Below are 22,407 nucleotides of genomic sequence, written 5' to 3' on the forward strand. Positions count from 1 at the left end.
GGTCAGCTCCGCTTCCAGAAGGCGCGCGGCGAGCCGCCGCCCCGGCCCGTCAGGGTGCCGAGCAGCTCACGGGTGCGGCGCACCAGCTCGTCGAGGTCGGCGCCGGGCCGCTCGGCCGCCTCAAGGTCGCGTGCCAGGGCCGCCAGCTCCTTGTGCCCGTCGAGGTAGGCCGCGAGCGCCGCGAGGCGGCTGCCCAGGTCGGCGAGATAGCCGCGCAGGTCGCGGGCGGACAGCTGGGTCACGCTCTCCACACGCTCCAGCTCCTGCAAGAGCTGCGGCCTGATCTCCTCCAGCGCGTTGCGGGGCGCCGCCTGCCTCGCTTTGCGCGCCCGGCCGCCGAACAGCCCGCCGCCGGCGGCGGGGCTCGGCGCCCCCACGCCGGCTCCCGGGGGCGGCGGCGCGGCGAACGCGGGCGAGGCCGCGACCGGGGGCGAAGGCCGGCTGAGCGCGTCGTCCTGGGTGAACGCCATGGACGCCATGGACGCCGGCATCATGCGGGGCATCGCCGCCGGAGGCTTGGGCCGATCCCAGCCGCTCGGCATCTCGACCGGCTGAATGACGCGGTGCTCCGGCCCGCCGTCACTCGTGACCCGGGAATCCACCGCGACAAAAGCCGTGAACCTACTCAAAACCCCGAACCGCAGCGAGGTCGCCACGATCTCCTGCTCCAGGCCGGGATCCCTGAGGCGGTCCTCCGCGGCATAGTGGTCCTCCAGCGCCCGCACCCGCGCCCGCGCCCACACCGCGCGTACGGCTGCGCCCGCGCGAGCCGGTCCGTGAGCCTCCGTGACCGCCCCCTCGACCCGCCGCTCCCACGGCTCGCCGTCGGGCCCCGTCCCGCGCAGGGTCAGCGTCCCCGCCGCCGCACCGCGGAACCGCCCCATCACCGTCAACGGCACTCCCGTGAACATCGACCCAAGATGCGTGACACTGTCGTCCTCCACGCCGAGCCCGTCGGCCGACAGCGCCAGTCCCGTCACCAGCGGCGCGCCGATGCGGCGGTGGATGTGCTCCATCGCCTCGTCGAGCCGGTCCTCCGACTCCACCAGCTCGCAGCGCCCCGACCCGAAACCGGCCAGCCGGCCGAGGAAGGCGGCGTTGACCGCCCGGTCGACGCCCACCGTGTGCATGCGGACACCGAGCAGCGCGGCCCCGATGCGGGACAGGATGTGGTCCTCACCCGCCACCTGCCCGTCGGTGACCAGCACGACCACCCGGTCCCTGCCGTCCTCGCCGGCGGTGAGCAGCGCCACAGCCTGCTCCAGCGGCTGAAGCATCTCCGTGCCGCCCCGCGCGTCGAGGGACGCCAGATGCTCGACCGCGCGGAACCTGTTGCGGTCGGTCGCGGGCGCGAGCCCCTCACCGAGCGCCGCCGGCCGCTCCACCTCGTGGTCGAAGGACAACACCGCGAACCGGTCGTCTGCCGTCAACGTGTCCACGATGCGGGCCGCCGCCCGCCGCGCGGTCACCATCTTCCACCCGCCCATGCTGCCCGAACGGTCGAGCACCAGGACCACGTCCTTCGGCACCCGGCGCTCACCCTCGGGCGGCACAACCGTCAGCAGGAACGTGCCCTCCTCGCCCTCGTCGGGGGCGAGCACCAGCGAGTCGGCCGCGTCGAACGCCAGCCGCAGCACGAAGTCGCGGTCGAGCCGCTCCTCCGGCATGAGCCGCACGACCGTGCCCTCCGCCGTGGTCTCCTCCCGCGTCACGTGCAGGCTGGAGCGCACCTCGCGCGGCTGGAGGCCGGCGGCGTCGATCGTCACCGCGAGCGACAGCCGCACCGGACTGGGAAAGCCGGGCAGCAGCACCGGCGGGGTGATGCGGGAGGCATCGGGCACGGCGTCGGTGTCGGGCGCGGTGCCGTCGCCGGCGGGCGGCCCGTCGATCGGGGTGCCCGGCACATAACGCGGGGCCACCACGAGCGGGAAGCGGAAGGTCGCGGCCCCGTCTTCGTACGGCAGAGGCTGAGTCAGCGTCAACCGCACCGTCACCCGCTCCCCGGGCACCATGTTGCCGACCCGCATGGTGAACACGTCGGGCCGTTCCTCCTCGGCTATCGCCGCCCGGCGCCCCTCCGCCAGCGCGCGGTCGTAGTCCGCTCTGGCCTGGCCGCGCTCTTTGAGCACCCCCTCCACCACGTGGCCGTCGGCCTCCATGGTGAACGAGGTGACCGCGGCCCGGTCCGGCAGCGGGAAGACGTAGGTCGCCTCCAGCGACACGTCGTGCACGTTGGTGAACTCCTGCGTCACCATCACGTCCGCGACCATGCCGGCGACGGCGGCGTTGACGTCGACGCTCGAAAGCGGCAGGTTGCCGCGCTCGGTGCTCAGCGCGCCGAGCCCGGCGTCGGGGCGAGGCGGGCACTGCTCCTTGGGCAGTGACACGACTGTGAAGGTCATCAGGTGCTCCCTTCCGGAGCTGCGTCGAAGGCGGTGTCGATGAGGCCCAGGGTGCGCAGCGCGTCGAGCAGCGGGACGGCCGCCTCTCCCAGCACCGCGAGGTCGAAGGGGGTGGGGGCACGTCCGGACAACATCACCGTCACTCCCGGTGCCAGCCGTACGCCGTGGACGAGCGCCGGGCCGGGCGCCGTCGTCACCGGCTGGGGGATCGTCGCGTCCAGGGGATCTCGCAGGTCTTGCGAACCGGTGCCGCGGGCCCAGAACCGCTCGCGTGCGGGAACGTGTGTGGCGCTCCGGGGTGTTTCCTCTGCGTCCGCGACGGGCGGCCCACCAGGCGGCTCGGGCAGCCGGGCGACCTCCGCGAGGGCCGCGTCGGTGGCGCCTGTGAGCCGCGCCTGGATGTCGGCGATCGACAGCCCCGCGCTCTGGAGGCGCTTGACGGCCACCAACTGGAGCAGGTGGCGCCTGCCGTATCTCGCCACGCGGCCACGGCGGGTCAGCGGCGGGTCCAGCAGGCCGATCGTCGTATACCACCGGATGAGGCGCTCGCTCGGCACCTCGCGGATCCTCCCGTTGGCGCCGCGCGCGCCGTCGCGCAGCACGCCGGTCGCGCGCTCCGCCAGCTCGGCGATCGTCAGGGTCTCCTCCATATCCGCAGAATTACACTGTAACTATGACAGTGTCAATCAAATTGGGCCAAGGGTTGGTCAATATGCGTCCTTTGGGAAGATTTTTCGGGTGATGGCGTGATTTAGGCGGGTAGGGCAGCGTAGAGGGCCCGTCACGGCGGGCCATACCTACAACGGAGGGGATCCACCATGGCCGCGATCACCGGCTCGTTGACGCCTCAGAACCGGAAGATCGTCGGCGAGGCGCTCCAGGGCGCACTCGTCGACCTGCTCGACCTCACACTCCTTGCCAAGCAGGCGCACTGGAATGTGATCGGGCACAACTTCCGCTCTGTGCACCTGCACCTCGACGAGATCGTCAAGGTCATGCGCAAACACACCGACACCGTCGCCGAACGGGCCAGCGCCATAGGCGCCCACCCCGACGGCCGTGCGTCCACGGTTGTCAAGACCAGCCACGTGCCTCAGTTGGACGGGGGATCGATAGAGGACGGCAAGGTCGTCGCCGCGATGACCGACATCCTCGAATCGATCATCGCCAGAATGCGCGAACGCATCGAGGTCACCGCGGAAACCGACCCCGTCACCCAGGACCTTCTCGACGCCGTCGCCCACGACCTGGAGAAGCACCACTGGATGATGCAGGCCCAGCGCTGACCCGCGGGCTTCAGAGCAGGTCCCTGGCCGCACCTGCGACCGGCGGGAACGACGCCAGCAACGCGCGGACACACTCCCAGCGCACACCCGGCGACTCGTGCAGACCCAGCTCGGCCACCGCCTCCCGGAAGGCGTCCCCGCCCTTGGGGGAGGCCCGCTCCAGACGGCTGAGCGCCGTCTCACCCCCCAGCCGGTCCCGCACCAGCGACGAGACCAGATGCGGCCACCGCACGGCCAGCGCGGCGATCTTCGCCACGGCGGCGTCCGACACGGCGGGCCCGCCCGACAGGCTCCGCCGGTAGGCGAGGAACGCGTAAAACCTGTAGACGTTCAAGTAGCGCTTCACCTCCCGCGGATTGCCGAGGGCCAGCACGTGCAGCGCGGGCTCGATCGCGCGGTAGGCGTTCTCGTCGCTGTAGAGATCGTTGAACACCCGGTCGGCCGCCATCCGCGCCGCCGGGGAGAGGGTGAACCCCGGCGAGGACACGACACCCTCCACCCGCTGGACCTCACGGGTGATCGCGTCGAGGTCGTCGGGGGAGGGATCGCGGCTCCTGATCGCCCACTCCAGCCGCTCCACAAGCGCCTCGTCCACGGCTGGCCGCGGTGTACGGCGTGAGCCTTCCCGGCCGGAGACCTCGGACGCCGGCCTGGGGGCCGCCGGGCCCGGGGGCACCGCTTGCGTGAACGCCGACAGCGGGTCGGACGCCTCGGCTGGCAGGCGGCCGTCCAGCCCGAGAAGCGCACGAATGTAGGCGGGCACCTGCCGGTCCTCGTCCAGCCTCGGCATGCTGAGCGGCAACTGCACCATCTTCTCCAGGAACCGCCACCCGAGCCCCGGCCGATCACCCTCGGGCAACGCCTCCACCAGGTCCCGATAGGCCGACTCGACGTGCGCCGCCACCACCTCGGGCTCCATCGCCAGCACGAACACGCAGTTGGGGAACCCGCCCGCCAGAAACAGATTGACCGCCTCGATGACCTGCGCCACCGTGCCGGGCGAACACCGGTCGAGGTCGTCCACGAACACCACCAGCGGCCGGTCCTCCGTCGCAACCAGGTCCAGCACGTGGCGTATATCCGTCTGCACCAGATGCAGGAACCCCGCCCTCGACTGATAGCCCGGATCCGCCACGGCCTCCCCGGCCGCGGCCCCCACCGGCCCCAGCAGGTCCGGCTGCCGCACCAACCCGCCGAACGCCACGTTCGCCGACTCCCTGAAGAACCCCGCCAGCCGTACGGCTCCCGCCCCCAGCACGGCCACCGGCCCCACCGACCCCAGCACCCCCGCCGCATCTCGCAGGGCGGGCCCGAACACCGGCGACAACGCGGCGGCGGCCACCGCCGCACCCGTCAGCACCACCGTCACCCCCAGCGCGAGCGCCAGCGGCACGAGGCGGGTGAGCGCCAGGCCGTAGGCCCGCCGCCGGATCGCCTCCCTGTCGACTCGCGCCAGATTGAGCTCCAGCCAGAACCGCTCCCTCTCCCCCCGGGGCAACCGCCGCGTCACCTGGGTGATGATCTCGTGCGCCAACCCGGCCCAGACCTGCTCACTGCTCTGGTAGACCCACGGGTTGAACCACACCGTCGGCCGCCATCCGCTCCGCCCCGCGGCCTCATCCATGGGCTCGGCCCGCTGCTCCCGGGGCTCCCCGGGTGCCCTCCTCACCCGGGCCATCACCTCGGCGTTGGTCACCAGCGCGCCCCGCCGCCCCCTCGGGGCACCCGCGGCCTCGTCACGCGTCCGCCGTGACCACAGGGCCAGGCGGCTCCACCACTCCTTGACCGGCGGGCGTCGCAGTGCGCCCTGGGGCGTGTCCGCGGTGTCGTCACCCGTGTGCCGTGTGGTCCGGCGTGTCCGGCCGGACGGCCATTGCCGGAGGGTGTCCGCGACGGGACCTCTTGCGCGCCGTGGCCAAGGGTCGTCGTTCCGCTGAGACGGGGGCCGGTCGTTGTGGCGCCGTGCCGTGTCCGGCTCGCCGGCGGTTCGTGCGCGCCGGGAGAGCCGATCCAGGGCGCCGTCCCCGATCTGTAGGTCGCGGGACCAGGGATCGGTGAACGTGTGGCGGGGTGGCAGCCCGCCGGGAAACGTGAAGCGTGCGCCGGCCGCAGGGGACGCGTCACGGCCCCACGGTGGTGTCGCGTCGGCCCCGCCTCCCGGGGCCTCGGCCGGGATCGGGGCCTCGCCGTACCGGGCCGGCCGCTCGTCGGCGGTTGCCTCCCGGCGGCCGAGGCGGTGCCACGGGCGCGGATGGGGGGATCGGTCGCCGGGCTTCCCGTCGGCCGGGCGCGGCCTCTGCCCTCGGGGCAGGCGTGAGCGGGAGCGGCGCACCAGGTGGACGCGGGCCGGGCTGCCTCCGGCGGCGCCGGGGTCGAGGAGGTCCTGGATCATGCGCATCAGCGACGTCTTCCCTGTGCCCCACGGCCCCTTGACGCCGATCGTCAGCGGTGGCCGGGTGTCGGGGTGGCGGATGAAGGCCGCGACGGCCTCGGCGTAGACGGCGTGGCCGAGGCGGTCGCTCGTCGTCCACCGGTCGGCGGTGAGAGGGGTGCGCGGCGGAAGCCGCCGCCCCTCCGCGCGGCCTCTGCGCAACACCGCGGGCACACGCTCGACCTCCTCCGGGGTGAGCCGGGTCAGGCCCACCTCCCGCACGGACTCGTGAGCGAACGTGCCCGTCTGACCGAGCAGACCCCATTCGGCCAGCGTGTGCCATGCGGACGTGTCGCCCGTCATCAATCCGGCCAGCTCGGGGGTCAGGGGTTCGTCGTCGTGGAGCAGCGCGGCCCGCCGCAGGAGGCAACGCGCGTCCTCCCCGAGGTGCAGGTCGTAGACACGGCTGACGATTTCCGCGGCGGGGCGCGAGGAGACCGGATCGCCCGCGCGGGCCAGCCGGGCCGCGGTGGCCGCGAGCCGCGGCTCCACGGCGGGCGCGGTGAGACGCCGTGGAGCCGCGACGACCCGCTCGGCGTCCCCGTGCGTGAAGAGCACGACCTGCCGGCCCGCACCCAGCGATTCGTAACGCCTGCGCGCCACGTCGTAGAGGTCGCCGATCGTGACCGCTCCATCCGGGGAGGAGCCGCTCCGCCGATCCGGCCGATCGCGGACTTCGGAGGAGGACCTGGGGGCCGGGGGCGACATGTGATCGCCCATGTCCCACTCGCCGTGCACATCAGGGCCATCGCCGGCCGTGTCCCATCCCTCCCGCGGGGACGGCCGTGCCGTATCGGGCGCGTCGCCCGCATCCCACTCGTCCTCAAACGGCGGGAAAGCATCCTGGGGCGGCAGCAGGAGAGCGTCGGCCAGAAGGGCGGTGAGGGAGGGGACGGTGCCGGGGCGCGCGACGCCCGGGGTGATGCCGACGGTGAGGGCGGCAGCCGCCACGGGCGGGTCCCCGGGCACCCGCAGCCAGCGGACGGCCCCTTCGGAAGCGTTGTCGCCGCCGTGGATGAGCCAGCCGAAATCCACGATCAGCAAGACCGCCGCCGCACCTGTGTCGCCCGCCATGCGCCCGAAGTCGGCGACCGCCATGGGCGCGGCCTCCGGCCCCGAGGCCCACCGCACGAGCAGTAGCTCGCCCGGCTCGGCCGAGGCGAGGAAGCCGGCCATCACGAGCTGCGGCGCGTCGCCCGGCGGCACCTCACGGGTGTCGAACCCGCGCACCCTGAGGGCGTGCGCCAGGCGCACGGCGTCTCCCGGCCGGTCGGCGGTCCGGTCGGCCCGGTCGAGGAAGATCAGAGCACGCCGGGCCCGGATGGGCGTGGTGGCCGTCGACCGCACCGAGAGCCGCATCCGACGACCTCCCACCCGTCCAGGCCAACTCCTCCACTCCATGATCGCCCGCACCCGCCGCAAGCCGTTGATCTGCGGCGAAGGGTTTGCGAAAGCTTGAGCGCCACCCCATCGGGGACGGGCGGGCACCTCCTCCGGGGCCACGCAGGCGCGTTGCCGGGAACCCCGTCGTGCCCCGCGGGTCCAAGACGGCGTCCCGCCCACCCCATCGGGGATGGGCGGGCACCTCCTCCGGGGCCACCGCAGGCGTTGCCGGGAGCTTCGTCGCGCCGCGTGGGTCCATGACGGAGTCCCGCGCCGCCGACCCGACGCGGGGCCGCCGCAGGAGCTTCCCGCCACATCGCCCTGGAGGCCGATCGTACGGTGGCCCGCACGTCCGCGTGCTGGGCGCTTGGCGCCGGTCGGCCGCCACGGATGGGAGCAGCCACAGAGCTCGATCGGGTGAGGGGAGGGTGCCGGCCGGCCGGATGGGCGCAGCCGGCCCCCGATCGGCAGTGTCCGGCCTCGGCACGGGTCGGCCTGGACGGGGCCGCTCCGGGGGACCGGAGCGGGGTCAGACGGGGGATGGGGGCAGGGCCTGGGTGAGGTAGCCGGCGACGATGGTTTTCAGCTCGGTCGTGAGGACCGCGGCCTCGGCGGGGGTGGCCTGGACGATGAGGGGGAAGACGGCACGGGCGGTGGCCACGCAGACGGCGGCGACCGTCGTATAGCGGTCGGGGGGAAGCCCTGGAGCGCGGTGGGCGAAGATCTCGGCGAGCCGGGCGCCGATGCCCCGGTGGTGTTCGGCCTGCTCTGGCTCTATCTGCGCCGGCTCCTGGCCTCCTCTCATGCGGTTGAGCGTTACGCCCAGTGCCGGGCCCGCTCGACTGCCCGTGACCACCGCTTGTGGGCCTCGTCGTCGCGAATGCCGGGCTCGAAGCGGCGGTCGAGCCGCCAGGTGCGCTCGAGCTCGCCGGGCGACGACCACACGCCGCTGCCGAGCCCGGCGAGGAAGGCGGCGCCCAGCGCGGTGGTGTCGTGCACAACTGGCCGCTCGACCGGGACGGCCAGCTGGTCGGCCTGGATCTGCATGAGCAGATCGTTGGCCGAGGCACCGCCGTCGGCCTTGATCGCGGGGACGTCAAGGCCGGCGGCGCCGGTCATCACATCGACCACGTCGCGCACCTCGAAGGCGATGGCCTCCAGGGTCGCCCGTACGAGGTGGCCCCGGGTCGTGCCCCGGGTCAGCCCGACGATCGCACCCCTGGCCGTCGGGTCCCAGTGGGGTGCGCCGAGCCCGGTCAGGGCGGGCACGAACACCACTCCGCCGGAGTCGGCCACCTCGGACGCGACCGCCTCCGAGTCGGCCGCCGTGCCGATGATCCCGAGGCCGTCGCGGAGCCACTGCACGGCGGCCCCTGTGACGAAGATCGCACCCTCCAGGGCGTAGGTCAGCTCGCCCGACGGCTTCTGCCACGCGACGGTCGTCAGCAGCCCCTCGTTCGAGCGCACGATCTCGTCCCCCGTGTTGATGAGGACGAACGAGCCCGTGCCGTATGTGCACTTGACGTCGCCGGGGGAGAGGCACACCTGGCCGAACAGCGCCGCCTGCTGGTCGCCCGCGATGCCGCTCACCGGCAGGTCGAGGCCGAGGAACGCCGAAGGGTCGGTCCGGCCGGCGGTGCCGTAGCTCGGCACGATCTCGGGGAGGGAGTCGCGCGGCACCTGGAACAGCTCGCACAGCTCGGGGGACCACGCGCCCGCCGACAGGTCGTAGAGCAGGGTTCGGGAGGCGTTGGAGGCGTCGGTGACATGACGGGCGCCGCCCGTCATGCGGGCGATGATGTAGGAGTCGACGGTGCCGAGGGCGAGCCGGCCGCGCTCGGCCTCCCGCCACAACTCGGGCTCGTGGCGGGCGAGCCAGGTGAACTTCGTTCCGGTGAAGTAGGGATCGAGGCGGAGTCCCGTGAGATTCGCCACACGGCCTTCGTGTCCGGCCTCGCGGAGCTCGGTGCAGATTTCAGACGTACGCCTGTCCTGCCATACGATCGCCCTGCGGGGAGCGGAGAGGGACGACCGGTCCCACACCACGGCGGTCTCCCGCTGGTTGGTGATCCCGACACACGACGGGGGGCTGGACGTGCCGGTCAGCGCCGTGCGGCAGGCCCCGAGCACCGCCTCCCAGATCTGCTCGGGTTCGTGTTCCACCCACCCTGGCTTGGGGAAGTGCTGGGCAAATTCCTGGTAACCCCGTGACTCCACGAGGCCGTCCTCGGACACTACGAGGGCGGTGACGCCCGTGGTGCCCGCGTCGACGGCCAGAACCGACATGTGTGCTCCCTCTATGGTCTAGACCATTTTTCGCCGCTCCGGCACAATGCCTTGCATCACCGACTGTCTTTGGGGACCATCCCACAGGTTGTCGTGCATCGAAACATAGTCTGGTTGTGCAACCCATCGGGAGGAACCCGCCATGCGTATTGGAGTGCTCACCGGAGGTGGCGACTGCCCCGGCCTCAACGCCGTCATCAGGGCAGTGGTCCGCAAGGGCATGAGCGAGTACGGCCATGAGTTCATCGGCTTCCGCGACGGGTGGCGCGGCCCGCTTGAGGGCGAGACGATGCCGCTCGACATCACCAGCGTGCGGGGCATCCTGCCGCGTGGTGGAACGATCCTCGGGTCGTCAAGGACGAACCCGATGAAGATCGACGGCGGGGTTGAGCACATCAAGGACAACCTCATCACCCACGGGGTCGATGCACTGATCGCGATCGGCGGCGAGGACACGCTCGGCGTGGCCAAGCAGCTCTACGACCGCGACGTCAAGGTCATCGGCGTGCCGAAGACGATCGACAACGACCTCAACGCGACCGACTACACCTTCGGCTTCGACACCGCGGTCAACATCGCGATGGAGGCCATCGACCGCCTCCACACCACGGCCGAGTCCCACCACCGCGCGCTCATCTGCGAGGTGATGGGCCGCCACGCCGGCTGGATCGCCCTGCACGCGGGCATGGCGGCCGGCGCCAACGTCATCCTCATCCCGGAGAAGCCGTTCGACATCGAGCGTGTGTGTGAGTATGTCGAGTCGCGCTTCAAGACGCGGTACGCGCCGATAATCGTCGTCGCCGAGGGGGCGCACCCCGTGGAGGGGCAGATGGCCCTGCAGACCGGCGACCTCGACGCGTTCGGGCACGTGCGGCTCGGCGGCGTCGGGGAGACGCTCGCCCGCGAGATCGAGAAGCGCACCGGCAAGGAGGCCCGCACGACCGTGCTCGGCCACATCCAGCGCGGCGGCACGCCGACCGCGTTCGACCGGGTGCTGGCCACGCGGTTCGGCCTGCAGGCCATCGACGCCGCGCACGAGGGCGACTTCGGCAAGATGGTGGCCCTGCGCGGCACGGACATCGTCCGCGTGCCGCTCGCCGAGGCCACCGCCGAGTTGAAGACGGTCCCGGTGTCCCGCTACGAGGAGGCCGAGGTCTTCTTCGGCTGAGCCTTGAGGGCGCTTTCGCGTCCGGGGGCCGTCTGACGGCATTCCGCGGCGAGCGAGACATGTAAGGACCGGCCGGGCGCCCATCCGGCCGGTCCTCCTGCTTTCGCGCCTGTGCCGATCAGTGGTTGCGGCGCGCGTCGAACAGGTTGGGGCTCGGCTCCTGGGCGGTCTGGCCGGTCGCGGCCTGATCGGCGGGGGCCGCGGGCCTGGCGTGGGCGCCCTGACGTCCCGACCTGCTGTTCTGCAGCCGGGCCATCAACTCGGCCTCGGTGCGCAGGTCATGCTCGGAGGGCGACAGCAGGACGGCCAGCAGCAGGGCGAGGGTCACCAGGCTGATGATCACCAGGAGCGGCAGCAGGAAGTCGATGCCCTCGGCTCCGGGCACCGGGCCGCTGCCCGGCTGCAAGTGGGCGCTCATGGCGAACATGCCGGTGTAATGCATGCCGCAGACCGCGATACCCATGATCAGTGCGGCTCCCGTGGTGGCGAGCGCGCCCTTCACCCTGAGCGTGAACCACAGCGCCACCGTGGAGGCCACGACGGCGATGAGGACGGAAGCGGCTACCACGACCGGGGAATAAGAGATATGACCCGACATATTCATGGCGGCCATGCCCAGGTAGTGCATGCTGGCCACACCAAGCCCGGTGAGGAGGCCGCCGCCGAGCAACGGGATCAGATGCTCGCCGCCGCGCGAGACGACGATCAGGCCCGCGCCCACCACGGCCATGGCGATGAACGCCGACGCGACCGTCAGCGGGACGTCGTAGCGAATCTGGGTGCCGCGCACTTCGAAGCCCATCATGGCGATGAAGTGCATGACCCAGATGCCGGTGCCTCCGATGGAGATCGCGGCACCCGCCAACCAGCGGTACCTGGACGTGCCTTCGGCGCCTCGGGCGCGCGTTGTAAGCAGCAACCCCAGCATGGACCCGCTCGCCGACATGACATACGCGAGCAGCGGTGTCAGAAGACCGTACGAGAAGTGCTCAATAGATGACATGTGACTTCATTCCTTGACAGATGAGCTAGGAATTATCGCAGCGTGCAGGAGCATCAGACAGGGGACCTGACTATCAGGTCGGTTACAAAAGTTGCGGAAGTCGCTAATGGCGCGAACCGGACAGGTGTCCAGCCAGGACTAAAGTAGCTGGGTCACGGTGTAGTCCCTACAGGGTCATGCCGTTCCTGTGAGCATTGACAGTAGTGTTCCCAGACTTCGATCACGTCCCACCCCCGGAGGTCCCGCCATGACCATGTCCGCCATGGGCGAGCCCTGTGTGCTCCTCAAGCTGGGTGAGGTCGTTCTCAAGGGCAAAAACCGCGAGCTCTTCGAGCGGCGCCTTCAGGGCAACATCAAGGGCGCGCTGAAGAAACTCGACATCCGGGTCGACGTCCGCCAGCGTCACGGCGTGATCGCCCTCTTCCTCCCCGAGGGCACCTCGGCCGAGCAGGCCGACGCCGTCGCCCGGCGCGTGGCCGACGTCCCCGGCCTCGTCTGGGTGCACCCGGCCTGGCGGGTCGCCAAGGAGCCGGGCGCGGTCGTAAAGGCCGCCGTGGAGCTCGTCAGGGACACCGACGAGGTCAGGCGCAGGGCCCGCTTCGCCGTGCGCTCGCGCCGCAGGGACAAGCGGTTCCCGCTGCGCTCGATGGAGCTCGACCGGCTCGTCGGCGGCGAGCTCAACGACATCTACGGGCTGCCGGTCGACCTCAAGAACCCCGAGCTGACCGTGCACATCGAGGTCGACCGCGACGAGGCCTTCCTCTTCACCAACGGCATCCCCGGCCAGGGCGGCCTGCCCGTCGGGTCCAGCGGCCGCGCCCTCGTGCTCATGTCGGGCGGCATCGACTCGCCGGTCGCGGCCTACCGCATGATGCGGCGCGGGCTGCGGGTCGACTTCCTGCACTTCTCCGGCATCCCGTTCACCACGTCGGAGTCCATCTACAAGGCCTACGCGCTCGTGCGGGCCCTCGACAGGTTCCAGGGCCGGTCCAGACTGTGGGTCGTGCCCTTCGGCAAGGCGCAGCAGTCCATCAAGGTGTCCGGCGCCGACCGGCTCCAGATGGTGGCGCAGCGGCGGCTCATGCTCAAGACCGCGGAAGAGGTCGCCCACAAGGTCCACGCCGCCGCCCTCATCACCGGCGACTCCCTGGGCCAGGTCTCCTCGCAGACCCTCGCCAACATCACCGCGCTCGACGACGCGGTCCGCCTGCCGATCCTGCGCCCGCTGGTGGGCATGGACAAGACCGAGATCATGGCCGAGGCCCGGCGGATCGGCACCCTGTCGATCTCCGAGCTCCCCGACGAGGACTGCTGCTCCCTCCTCGCCCCGCGCTCAGCCGAGACCCGCGCCCGCATCGAGGACCTCCGGCAGATCGAAAAACGCCTCGACGCGGAGGAACTCGCCGTCCAGCTCGCCGGCTCCCTCCAGGCTTACGAACTCGACGCCTAGGCCGCCGCCGCGACGGGCCGCGCCATACGGCGGAGCCGGGGTCCGGCAGTGCCGGCATCGGCGCTCAACCGGGCTCCTGGCCCCCGCCCTCGGCGGCCAGGAGACGAAGGTTGTTCCGTACAACCCGGGGGAACGGGTGCTGCGTGTCCGGGATTCTCCCGCAGCCGACCGGCATGGTCTTGCCCACGCCCGCCATACGCCCATGATCGGGGCGGATCCGGGGCCACGGGGGCGATGAGGCTGAACCGCGATTCGATGCGGCCGTGGTTACTGCGGGCTTTGCCGTACGGAGGGAGCCTGCGTCGCCGATTGGGCCCGGTTGACGGTGCGGGGGAGGTGTGGGGCCCGGACGCGGGGGTTGCCCGCGTCCGGGGGGGGTTCAGGCTGTGGCCAGGGCGTCGCCGACGAGGGTGCGGCCCAGCAGGGGTGAGAGCTGGCGCATCACGCGGGCGAGTTCGCGCAGGTCGCCGTCCACGAGGGCCTGGGGGCCGTCGCAGAGGGCCTGTTCGGGGTGGGGGTGGACGTCGATGATCACGCCGTCGGCGCCGATGGCGACGGCGGCGCGGGTGAGGGGGAGGACGAGGTCGCGGCGCCCGCCGGAGTGGGACGGGTCGACGATCACCGGCAGGTGGGAGAGGCGCTGCGCGACCGGCACGGCCGAGATGTCCAGGGTGTTGCGGGTCGCGGTCTCGAAGGTGCGGATGCCGCGCTCGCACAGGACGATGTCGAGGTTGCCGCGCTGTGCGATGTACTCGGCCGCCATCAGCCACTCCTCGATCGTGGCGTTCATGCCGCGCTTGAGCATGACCGGCTTGCCGATCGAACCGACGGCCTGGAGCAATGCGAAGTTCTGAGCGTTGCGGGTGCCGATTTGGAGCATGTCCGCGTAAGACGCCACAAGTTCGACGTCGTGGGCGTCGACCACCTCGGTGACGATCGGCAGCCCCGTCTCGGTGCGGACGTCGGCGAGGATGCGCAATCCCGCCTCGCCGAGCCCCTGGAACGCATAAGGCGAGGTGCGGGGCTTGTAAGCCCCTCCTCGCAACAGGGAGGCCCCGGCCGATTTGGCCATCTGGGCCGCCTCAAGCGTCTGTTGCGGCGTCTCGACCGCACACGGACCCGCGATCAACGTCACAGTGTCGGGTCCGATCGGCACACCGCCCACGCGCACTGTAGAGCGCTCCGGGTGGTTGTCACGGCTGACAAGCTTGTGCGCCGTCGACACCTTGATCACATCGGCGACCCCGCTCATGCCACGCAGGTTGAGCGTTCCGAAACGCTCGATGTCACCCACCAGGCCGATGATCGTACGGCTGATGCCGCGGCTGACGAACGCCTCGCCGCCCGCCGTGCCGACGATCTGCACGACCGCGTCGACGTCGCCCTGCGTGGCCTCGGGCCCCATGACAATGACCATCATCTCTCCTCTTGAGTGACCGCTACCGGATAAAGCCTTCAAACGCCGAAGGCCCCGAGTCCGAATCGGACCCGGGGCCTTCAGTTCGCCTGCTGTCAGCGCAGCGTCTGATGGCGAACGGTCCGACCTAGGGGTCCGTCGCCATAGAGAAACCAGAACGCTGTACGCATCGCGGGCAATAGTACCCCACCTTCCTGACCCCGCTATGCGGTGGGCGAGTCGGGCCGTCCCGGGAGACGATGGGAGGATGACGTTCGTGCACGGGTTCATTCCACGGGGGAAAGCGCCGGGTGACCGGTAGGCGGCGAGGTGATTGACGGTGGAGCTACCCGGGACTCCACGGGAGGAGAACCGCCTGCCTCCAGGGCAATATGTGCCGAGGGGACGCCCTGTCATCCATTACGGCCGCGTGCCCACTTTCCGGCCGGAGACATGGGAGTTCCGGGTCATGGGGGCGACCGCCTCGGGTGAGCACCACCGGTTCTCCTGGCCCGAGTTCAGCGAGCTGCCGAGAAAGACGGTGCTGGCGGACTTCCACTGTGTGACCAAGTTCTCACTCATGGGCAACGAGTGGACTGGGATCCCGCCCTCCGTGCTGCTTGACCTCGCCCCGCCGGCTCCTGGGGTCAAGCATGTGCTGATCTGGGCGGAATACGGCTACAGCGCCAATATCCGGATAAATGATTTTATGGCGCCGGACACGCTGTTCGCGATGGAGCTTGACGGGAAGACGCTCTCGCCTGAGCGGGGTTACCCGCTGCGGATCGTGGTCCCCCACCTATACGCCTGGAAGAGCGTCAAATGGGTGCGCGGGGTCGAATACATGATCGATGATCGGCGCGGTTTCTGGGAGGAACGCGGCTATCACAACATCGCCGACCCCTGGAAGGAACAGCGCTACTCCTACCAGGAGGAACCGGGCGACGGGCCTCCTTAGGGAAGCTCGGCCGTAAGGACCCATACGATCATTCGTCTTCAGGGGACATGTCGGTAAGCGCCTGATCCGCTGGGTCCCGCAGGCGCGAGCTTCCCTCAACCCGCCCCCCGGGCCGGTTACGGAGTGCTACGGTTCGCGGTCATGTCCGTTACCGGATATGCCCTCCTCGCCTTCCTGAGCCCGCTGAGCGCGTTGATTGGCTTCCTGCTCGCCAGGTCCGGGCGCTTCCGCTCCTGGCGCTCGACCGCGGCCCTCGACGCCTTACGCGGCACGGCCAGGACCGCGGCGGCACTGCGCGCCGGGCTCACCCAGGCCGCCGCGCGCCGTGCCGTACGCCATTTGCGACCCCTGCTCGGCGCCACCGCCGTGGCGCTGTCCTCGGCCGACCCCTCGGCGCCCGACGCGGTGCTGGCCTTCGACGCCGTCGCCGGCCACACCGGGGCCCACCTCGGCACGCTCCCCGCCCACGTGCGCTCCGCCTTAGGCTCGGGCGGCCCGCACGTCGCGGTCGATCCGGGCTGCGCGCCGGGCTGCCCGATCAGAGGCGCGGTCGTGGTGCCGCTCACCACCTCTGGCCGCGCCGCGGGCGCCCTCGCCGTCTACGGCTCCGAGCTCAGCGCGTCGTCGGTGCGCGCGGTCACCGAGGTCGCCGACTGGGTGTCGGGCCAGCTTGAGCTGGCCGAGCTCGACGCCTCGCGCCGCCGCGCCCACGCCGCCGAGACCAGGGCCCTGCGCGCGCAGATCTCACCACATTTCATCGGCAACTCCCTCACCACCATCGCGTCGTTCGTGCGCACCGACCCCGAGCGCGCCCGCGACCTCGTGATGGACTTCGCCGACGTGGCGCGCCACGCCCTGCGGCGGTGCGCGGACTTCACCCCGCTCGCCGATGAACTGCGGTGCCTCGACCGCTATGTCGCCCTGGAGTGCGCGCGGTTCGGCGAACGGCTCGTCTTCAGCGTCCGGGCCGAGCCCGAGCTGCTGCCGGTGCCGGTGCCCTTCCTGTGCCTGCAACCCCTCGTGGAGAACGCCATCCGGCACGGCGTCGGCTCCCGCCCCGGCCGGGGCACCGTGTGCGTCGTGGTCCGCGACGCCGGGCGCGAGCTGCACATCAGTGTCGAGGACGACGGCGTGGGCATGGAGCCCGGCTATGTGCGCGGGGTGCTGGCGGCGGCGCCGGGCACGCGGCTGGGCGGCGGCGGGGTCGGGCTGGCCAACGTCGATGTACGGCTCCGCCGTATCTATGGCGACGAACACGGCCTGACCGTGGAGACGGCCCCGGGCGAGGGCACGACCGTGCGGCTGCGTGTGCCCAAGGACGTCCCCCCCGACTTCACCGTCGGGTGACTATAACTTTTTGTAGTCAATCCTTTACGTGACGTAGGCGTGTCGCTTGCTGTCACGGGGGGTACGCGGAAGCGTGGTCGCCATGCTGCGAGTCTTGGCCGTTGACGATGAGACCCCCGCCCTGGATGAACTGGCCTCGCTGCTCCGGCGCGACAACCGCGTCGGGAAGGTGACCACCGCCTCCGACGGCGTGAGCGCCCTGCAGGACCTCGTCCAGATGATCGGCGCGGGAGAGCGGCTCGACGGAGTCTTCCTCGACATCCGCATGCCCGGCCTCGACGGCCTCGACCTGGCCCGCCTGATCGGCAACTTCCCCTACCCGCCGAAGCTCGTGTTCGTCAGCGCCCACGACGACTGCGCGTTACAGGCGTTCGAGTTACGGGCCGTCGACTATCTGCTCAAGCCCGTGCGCCCGGCGCGCCTTGAGGAGGCCGTGAGCCGGCTCACCGCCGACGGCCCCGCCCAGCCCGCCGAGCCCGGCCCCGAGGACGTCATCCCGGTGGAACTCGGCGGGCGCACGAGGTTCGTGCCCCGGCAGGCGGTGTGGTTCGCCGAGGCCAAGGGCGACTATGTGCGGCTGCACACCGCCGACGACAGATATCTGGTGCGTATGCCTCTGGCCGCCTTGGAGCGCCGCTGGGGGCCGCCTGGCTTCATCCGGGTGCACCGCAGTGCCCTGGTCGCCGTCCGCCATGTGAACGAGATGAAGCTGCACGGCGGGAAGATTACGCTCCGTGTTGGAACCGAGTGGTTGGCTGTGAGCCGACGGCACACAAAGCATGTGCGTGAGCTGTTGGTGCGGCAGCAGTTCAAGCCCCCTGCTTCAGGCGATCATCGCACGTGACGGCGGGGAGGCGGGCGAGTCCTGCCGGGCGGGAAGGCCGCTCGTCGTGCGGGAGACACCGTCCGTCGTGGGCGGGCTCTCCGCGCGTCGCCGACTACACACCGTTGGTCTACGGGGCCGCCAAGTAGGTTTCGCGAGCAAGATCACGACCGTAGTGTTTTCCACGTCGGAAGGCAATCCCGCGACATCGGGGGGTCGGCCGAGCCCGCCGGATCCACGGGCGGCCTCACGTCGACCCAGCAGAGTCACCTGACACGGTCACCTTGTGGAGGGTCACATCCTCCGCGGGTCCGAACACTGATGATGACAAACCGCTTTCACCAAGTGCGCAGGCCATGGCGCTCGCGGCGACCGGTGCGCGGAAACCTGGCGGCTCGGCACACCCGGCCGCCGATTGGCCGCCGTTGCCCCTGACCGGGGGGCAGGGGCAACGGCGGCAGACGGCGTGACTGGGCGGCCACCGCCCACCCGTGATCCGGCCAGGCGGGGGCGGCTGGATCACGGGCTTCCGCGTTGTCCTCCGCTTGCAGGCCTCGCCTGAGGCGCGGGCTTCTGCGGCTTTCCGCCACCCGTGAGCCCTCCTCGGGCGCTTGCCGCGAAATGTACGGCGGACGCAGGCGAGGCTTCCGCCGTACCGGCCGGGACGCGGGCTCTCACCGCTGCCTGCCGTCCGTGAATCCTTCCAGGGTGCCGGGCTGAGGCATGGGCTTCCCGCGGCCTCCGGTCACCCCGTGAATCCCCCGGGGGTCAGGCGTCGCGGAGCTTCTTCAGCAGTGTGATGTCCTCGCGGTGCTTCTCGGCCTTGCCCGGGGTCTCGATGCAGATCGGCACGTGGGAGGCCACCGGGTGGCGCATCAGGTCGGCGAACGGCTGAGCGCCGATGTGGCCGGCCCCGATGTTCTCGTGGTGGTCCCGCTTGGAGCCGCAGGGGTCCTTGGAGTCGTTGGCGTGCACGAACTTGAGCCTGCCCGGAGCGATCTCGTGGAGGGCGTCCAGCATCTCCGCGACCCCGCCGGGCGCCGCCAGGTCGTGACCCGCGGCGAACGCGTGGCAGGTGTCCAGGCAGACGCCCACCTTGGGGTGCATGTCGAGCGCCTCCAGATAGGGGCCGAGCTGCTGCACCGTCGCGCAGAGCATGGCCCCCTGCCCGGCCATCGGCTCAAGCAGCAGGTCAGGCCCGTCGCCCGGGATCTCGTCGAGCAGCGGCAGCAGATGCTCGCGAACCTGGCGCATCGCGTCGTCCCGCGACTGGCTCACCGCCGACCCGGTGTGCAGCACCACCCCGCGCGCCCCGATCTCGGCCCCCCGCACAAGCGCGTGGCGCACGGAGGCCGACGAGCTCTCCAGCGTGGCGGGACTGGGGGAGCCGAAGTTGATGAGGTAAGACGTGTGCACAAAGGCCGGCATGCCGGACTCCCGCAACATCGCGTCTTCCTTAGACTTCCCCGCACTGAGCGCCCAGCCCCGGGGATTGCTCACGAAAACCTGGATCACCTCGGCGCCGATCTCGGCGGCATAAGCCAGCCCGCTCGTGGCCAGCCCCTTGGAGACGGACACGTGTCCGCCGATGAGTGGAGTCTGCGTCATGGTGACTCATAGTTTATGCCCACCACCTCTCCGCACCCGACCCCGCACCGACAGTGACCATGCTGAGAGAAGTACAGTTATCATAAGTACACTTCTCTCAGCTGGAGGCAGGGTGCGAAAGCCTTCTGACATGTTCGATCGTGATCGCGAGTGGGACGCGCTCGTGAGGTTCGCGACCGATGAGCAGCCGGGTGCCACGCTGGGTGTCGTCTCAGGACGCCGACGGCAGGGGAAGAGCTTCCTGCTGGAGGCGCTCTGTCAGGAGGCGGGCGGGTTCTACTTCTCCGCCCAGGAGGCGACCAAGGCCGAGTCACTCAGTCTCATCGGTGAGGCGCTGACCCGGCATCTCGACCTCGTGGCTCCCTTCACGCCCACGGACTGGCCTGCCGTGATCGATGTGCTGCTGAGAATCGGCCGGGAGCGTCCGGTGCCCGTGGTGATCGACGAGTTCCCCTATCTGGTGCAGGCGAGCCCCGCCCTGCCGTCGATGCTTCAAGCCGCCTACGCCCCTCGCCGAGCCGAACGGGTGGAGTCGCGTGCCCGGCTGCTGCTCTGTGGCTCCGCCATGTCCTTCATGGGCGGACTGCTCTCGGGGAACGCGCCGTTGCGGGGGCGGGCGGCGTTGGATCTGCCTGTCGCGACCTTCGATTTCCGGCTCGCGGCGCGCTTCTGGGGGCTGAGTGATCCTCGGCTGGCGTTGCTGGTGCATGCCGTGGTGGGGGGCACTCCGGCTTACCGCACGGAGATGATCAGGGGGGACACGCCTGAAGATCTTGAAGACTTCGACGCCTGGGTCGTCCGGGCCGTCCTGTCGCCGGGGAGCCCGATTTTCCTTGAGGCCAGATATCTTCTCGCGGAGGAGCCCGACCTCCGTGACGGTGCGCTCTATCACTCGGTGCTCAGCGCCATCGCAGAAGGCAACAGCGGGCGTGGGGGGATCGCGAGTTTTGTGGGGCGCAAGAGCAACGAGCTCTCCCACCCGCTGACGGTCCTGGAGGACGCGGGGCTCATCGCGCGTGAGCTGGATGCGTTTCGTGGTAATCGTACGGACTTTCGGATTACGGAGCCGCTGCTCACCTTCTATCACGCGATCATGCGGCCGTTCTGGCCGCAGCTTCTGCGGGCGGTGAACACCGAGCGGATCTGGCAGCGTGCGAGGCAGAGGTTCATCGCCAATGTGGTGGGGCCGCACTTTGAGCGGATCTGCCGGGAATGGACGCTGTACTTCGCGGAGGACAGGTTTGGGGACTGGCCTTCCCAGGTCACGGCGGGGACCCTCAACGATCCGGCGAACAGGACCAGCCACGAGGTGGATGTCGTCGCGGTCGGTCACGTGGACGGTGCGAAGGCGCCGTTGCTCGCGATCGGTGAGGTGAAGTGGGGCGAGGTGATGGGGGCCGGGCACCTGGAACGGCTGCGGCGGATCCGGGATCTGGTGGCCCGCGGGGACAAGTACGACACGCGGGGGACACACCTCGTCTGCTACTCGGCCGCGGGATTCACCGAGGAGCTGATGCGTGAGCGGGAGCGGGGTGAGGTCGTGCTGGTGGGGCCGGGCGACCTCTACGGGGGGTGACGCGGGACAATGCTCAGACTGAACGACGCAAGGTCTAGGAGCGGGTGTTGGTCGAGTCATCCGGACATGTGGTTGTCGCCCCGGACAAGTTCCGGGGGTCGTTGAGCGCGGCCGAGGCGGCTGAGCACGTGGTGGCCGGGCTTGGAGATGGGGTGCCCACGGTTGTGCTCCCGGTCGCCGACGGTGGGGACGGCACGGTCGACGCGGTTGTGGCATCGGGGTTCGCCCGGGTCGAGGTGGAGGTGACGGGGCCGACCGGTGAGGTGGTTCTCGCGGCCTATGCCCGGCATCCCGTGGAGCCGATCGCGGTGATCGAGCTGGCCGAGGCGTCCGGGCTGCGGCGTCTGCGCGGTGCTCCGGCGGCGCTCACAGCCACGAGCCGGGGCACGGGCGAGCTGGTGGCTCATGCCGTACGGCACGGCGCGCGGCGGGTCGTCCTCGGGCTCGGCGGGAGTGCTTCGACCGACGGGGGAGCGGGGCTGGTGAGCGCGCTGGGTGCGCGGCTGCTGGCGGCGGACGGTTCGGAGGTGCCGCCGGGCGGGGCGGCTCTCCGCGACCTCGACCGGATCGACATGAGCGGATTCCTCGACCTGTCGGGTGTGGAGGTCGTCGTGGCCGCCGACGTCGACAACCCGCTGCTCGGGCCGCATGGGGCCGCGGCGGTGTACGCGCCGCAGAAGGGGGCCGCGGCCGAGGACGTGGCGGTGCTGGAGGCCGGGCTGGCGAGGTTCGCCGCGGTGTGCGCTCACACGCACGGGCTGGTCGGCGCGGTCGAGCACGACGGCAGGGTGCGGCCGATGGGCGTCGCGGGGCAGCCCGGCTCGGGTGCCGCGGGGGGTGTGGGGTTCGCGGCCCTCGCCTTCCTCCACGCCGAGCTCCGGCCGGGCATCGACTACTTTCTCGACCTGGTCGACTTCGACTCCCACCTGGCAGGGGCCCGCCTGGTGATCACCGGAGAGGGTGCCCTCGACGAGCAGACCGTGCGCGGCAAGGCCCCCGCCGGAGTGGCCAAGGCGGCGGCCAAGGCGGGCGTGCCGGTGGTGGCGATCTGCGGCCGCTGCGACCTGCCGGCCGCCGACCTGCACGCCGCGGGTTTCCAGGCCGCCTACGCTCTCGTCGACCTGCCTCTGGACACCCCGCCCGCCCCCGACCCCTCCCGCTATCTGACCGAGGCGGGACCTTTGCTGCGCCGCCTCGCCGGCCGCCTCTGGGAGGAGCACACCGCCACGCGGTAACCCTCTAGGGTTTTGAGACGCCCCCCGAGTGCGCCAAAGCCCTGAGCACAACAAA

The 22,407-nt window shown here is 70.8% G+C and carries 16 protein-coding genes; 8 read left to right on the top strand and 8 right to left on the bottom strand.

Going from position 1 to position 22,407, the window contains the following annotated elements:
* Positions 1 to 2 precede the first annotated feature (2 nt).
* Positions 3 to 2,402 (bottom strand): VIT domain-containing protein, encoded by a 2,400-nt coding sequence (locus Ssi02_RS02195; protein WP_204020507.1) that lies wholly within the window; start codon positions 2,400 to 2,402, stop codon positions 3 to 5.
* Entirely contained in the window at positions 2,402 to 3,052 is a 651-nt protein-coding gene (locus Ssi02_RS02200) for a helix-turn-helix domain-containing protein (protein ID WP_204020509.1), read from the bottom strand. The genes Ssi02_RS02195 and Ssi02_RS02200 overlap by 1 nt, the downstream gene beginning before the upstream one ends.
* 168 nt (positions 3,053 to 3,220) lie before the next feature.
* Here Ssi02_RS02200 and Ssi02_RS02205 point away from each other — a divergent pair, with 168 nt between their 5' ends.
* Positions 3,221 to 3,688: a Dps family protein gene (locus Ssi02_RS02205; protein WP_204020511.1), complete on the top strand. Its 468-nt coding sequence runs from the start codon at positions 3,221 to 3,223 to the stop codon at positions 3,686 to 3,688.
* A gap of 10 nt (positions 3,689 to 3,698) precedes the next feature.
* Here Ssi02_RS02205 and Ssi02_RS02210 read toward each other — a convergent pair whose 3' ends face one another.
* The 3 genes from Ssi02_RS02210 to glpK form a co-directional block, all read right to left on the bottom strand.
* Positions 3,699 to 7,478: a P-loop NTPase fold protein gene (locus Ssi02_RS02210; protein WP_204020513.1), complete on the bottom strand. Its 3,780-nt coding sequence runs from the start codon at positions 7,476 to 7,478 to the stop codon at positions 3,699 to 3,701.
* A 553-nt stretch (positions 7,479 to 8,031) separates the two neighbouring features.
* Complete coding sequence (locus tag Ssi02_RS02215) at positions 8,032 to 8,307, bottom strand: hypothetical protein (RefSeq protein ID WP_204020515.1); 276 nt, start codon at positions 8,305 to 8,307, stop codon at positions 8,032 to 8,034.
* 11 nt (positions 8,308 to 8,318) lie between these two features.
* The gene (glpK, locus tag Ssi02_RS02220; protein WP_204020517.1) at positions 8,319 to 9,788 is read right to left on the bottom strand and encodes a glycerol kinase GlpK; all 1,470 of its coding nucleotides are present in this window, start codon (positions 9,786 to 9,788) and stop codon (positions 8,319 to 8,321) included.
* A gap of 142 nt (positions 9,789 to 9,930) precedes the next feature.
* Here glpK and Ssi02_RS02225 point away from each other — a divergent pair, with 142 nt between their 5' ends.
* Complete coding sequence (locus Ssi02_RS02225) at positions 9,931 to 10,956, top strand: 6-phosphofructokinase (protein WP_204020519.1); 1,026 nt, start codon at positions 9,931 to 9,933, stop codon at positions 10,954 to 10,956.
* A 118-nt stretch (positions 10,957 to 11,074) separates the two neighbouring features.
* On the opposite strand, the gene Ssi02_RS02230 is transcribed toward Ssi02_RS02225, so the two are convergent.
* Complete coding sequence (locus Ssi02_RS02230; protein WP_204020521.1) at positions 11,075 to 11,959, bottom strand: MHYT domain-containing protein; 885 nt, start codon at positions 11,957 to 11,959, stop codon at positions 11,075 to 11,077.
* A gap of 247 nt (positions 11,960 to 12,206) precedes the next feature.
* Between Ssi02_RS02230 and thiI the strand changes: the two genes are divergently transcribed.
* On the top strand, positions 12,207 to 13,409 hold the full coding sequence (thiI, locus tag Ssi02_RS02235) for a tRNA uracil 4-sulfurtransferase ThiI (RefSeq protein WP_204020522.1): 1,203 nt from the start codon (positions 12,207 to 12,209) through the stop codon (positions 13,407 to 13,409).
* Between the two features lie 379 nt (positions 13,410 to 13,788).
* On the opposite strand, the gene aroF is transcribed toward thiI, so the two are convergent.
* Positions 13,789 to 14,826, bottom strand: a complete 1,038-nt coding sequence (gene aroF / locus Ssi02_RS02240; protein ID WP_204020523.1) for a 3-deoxy-7-phosphoheptulonate synthase — start codon at positions 14,824 to 14,826, stop codon at positions 13,789 to 13,791.
* 319 nt (positions 14,827 to 15,145) lie between these two features.
* Here aroF and Ssi02_RS02245 point away from each other — a divergent pair, with 319 nt between their 5' ends.
* From Ssi02_RS02245 to Ssi02_RS02255, 3 genes are all read left to right on the top strand, one after another.
* Complete coding sequence (locus tag Ssi02_RS02245) at positions 15,146 to 15,763, top strand: molybdopterin-dependent oxidoreductase (RefSeq protein ID WP_239128534.1); 618 nt, start codon at positions 15,146 to 15,148, stop codon at positions 15,761 to 15,763.
* 141 nt (positions 15,764 to 15,904) lie between these two features.
* The gene (locus Ssi02_RS02250; protein WP_204020525.1) at positions 15,905 to 17,110 is read left to right on the top strand and encodes a histidine kinase; all 1,206 of its coding nucleotides are present in this window, start codon (positions 15,905 to 15,907) and stop codon (positions 17,108 to 17,110) included.
* 82 nt (positions 17,111 to 17,192) lie between these two features.
* Complete coding sequence (locus Ssi02_RS02255) at positions 17,193 to 17,954, top strand: LytR/AlgR family response regulator transcription factor (RefSeq protein WP_204020526.1); 762 nt, start codon at positions 17,193 to 17,195, stop codon at positions 17,952 to 17,954.
* A gap of 747 nt (positions 17,955 to 18,701) precedes the next feature.
* Here the strand turns inward: Ssi02_RS02255 and Ssi02_RS02260 are convergent.
* The gene (locus Ssi02_RS02260; protein ID WP_204020527.1) at positions 18,702 to 19,541 is read right to left on the bottom strand and encodes a deoxyribonuclease IV; all 840 of its coding nucleotides are present in this window, start codon (positions 19,539 to 19,541) and stop codon (positions 18,702 to 18,704) included.
* Between the two features lie 130 nt (positions 19,542 to 19,671).
* Between Ssi02_RS02260 and Ssi02_RS02265 the strand changes: the two genes are divergently transcribed.
* Both Ssi02_RS02265 and Ssi02_RS02270 read left to right on the top strand, forming a co-directional pair.
* The gene (locus tag Ssi02_RS02265) at positions 19,672 to 21,117 is read left to right on the top strand and encodes an AAA family ATPase (RefSeq protein WP_204020529.1); all 1,446 of its coding nucleotides are present in this window, start codon (positions 19,672 to 19,674) and stop codon (positions 21,115 to 21,117) included.
* Positions 21,118 to 21,164: 47 nt separating this feature from the next.
* Positions 21,165 to 22,352, top strand: coding sequence for a glycerate kinase (locus Ssi02_RS02270; protein ID WP_239128535.1), 1,188 nt, complete (start codon positions 21,165 to 21,167; stop codon positions 22,350 to 22,352).
* Positions 22,353 to 22,407: the final 55 nt, after the last annotated feature.

Source organism: Sinosporangium siamense, assembly GCF_016863435.1.
In the GTDB taxonomy this organism is placed as follows: domain Bacteria; phylum Actinomycetota; class Actinomycetes; order Streptosporangiales; family Streptosporangiaceae; genus Sinosporangium; species Sinosporangium siamense.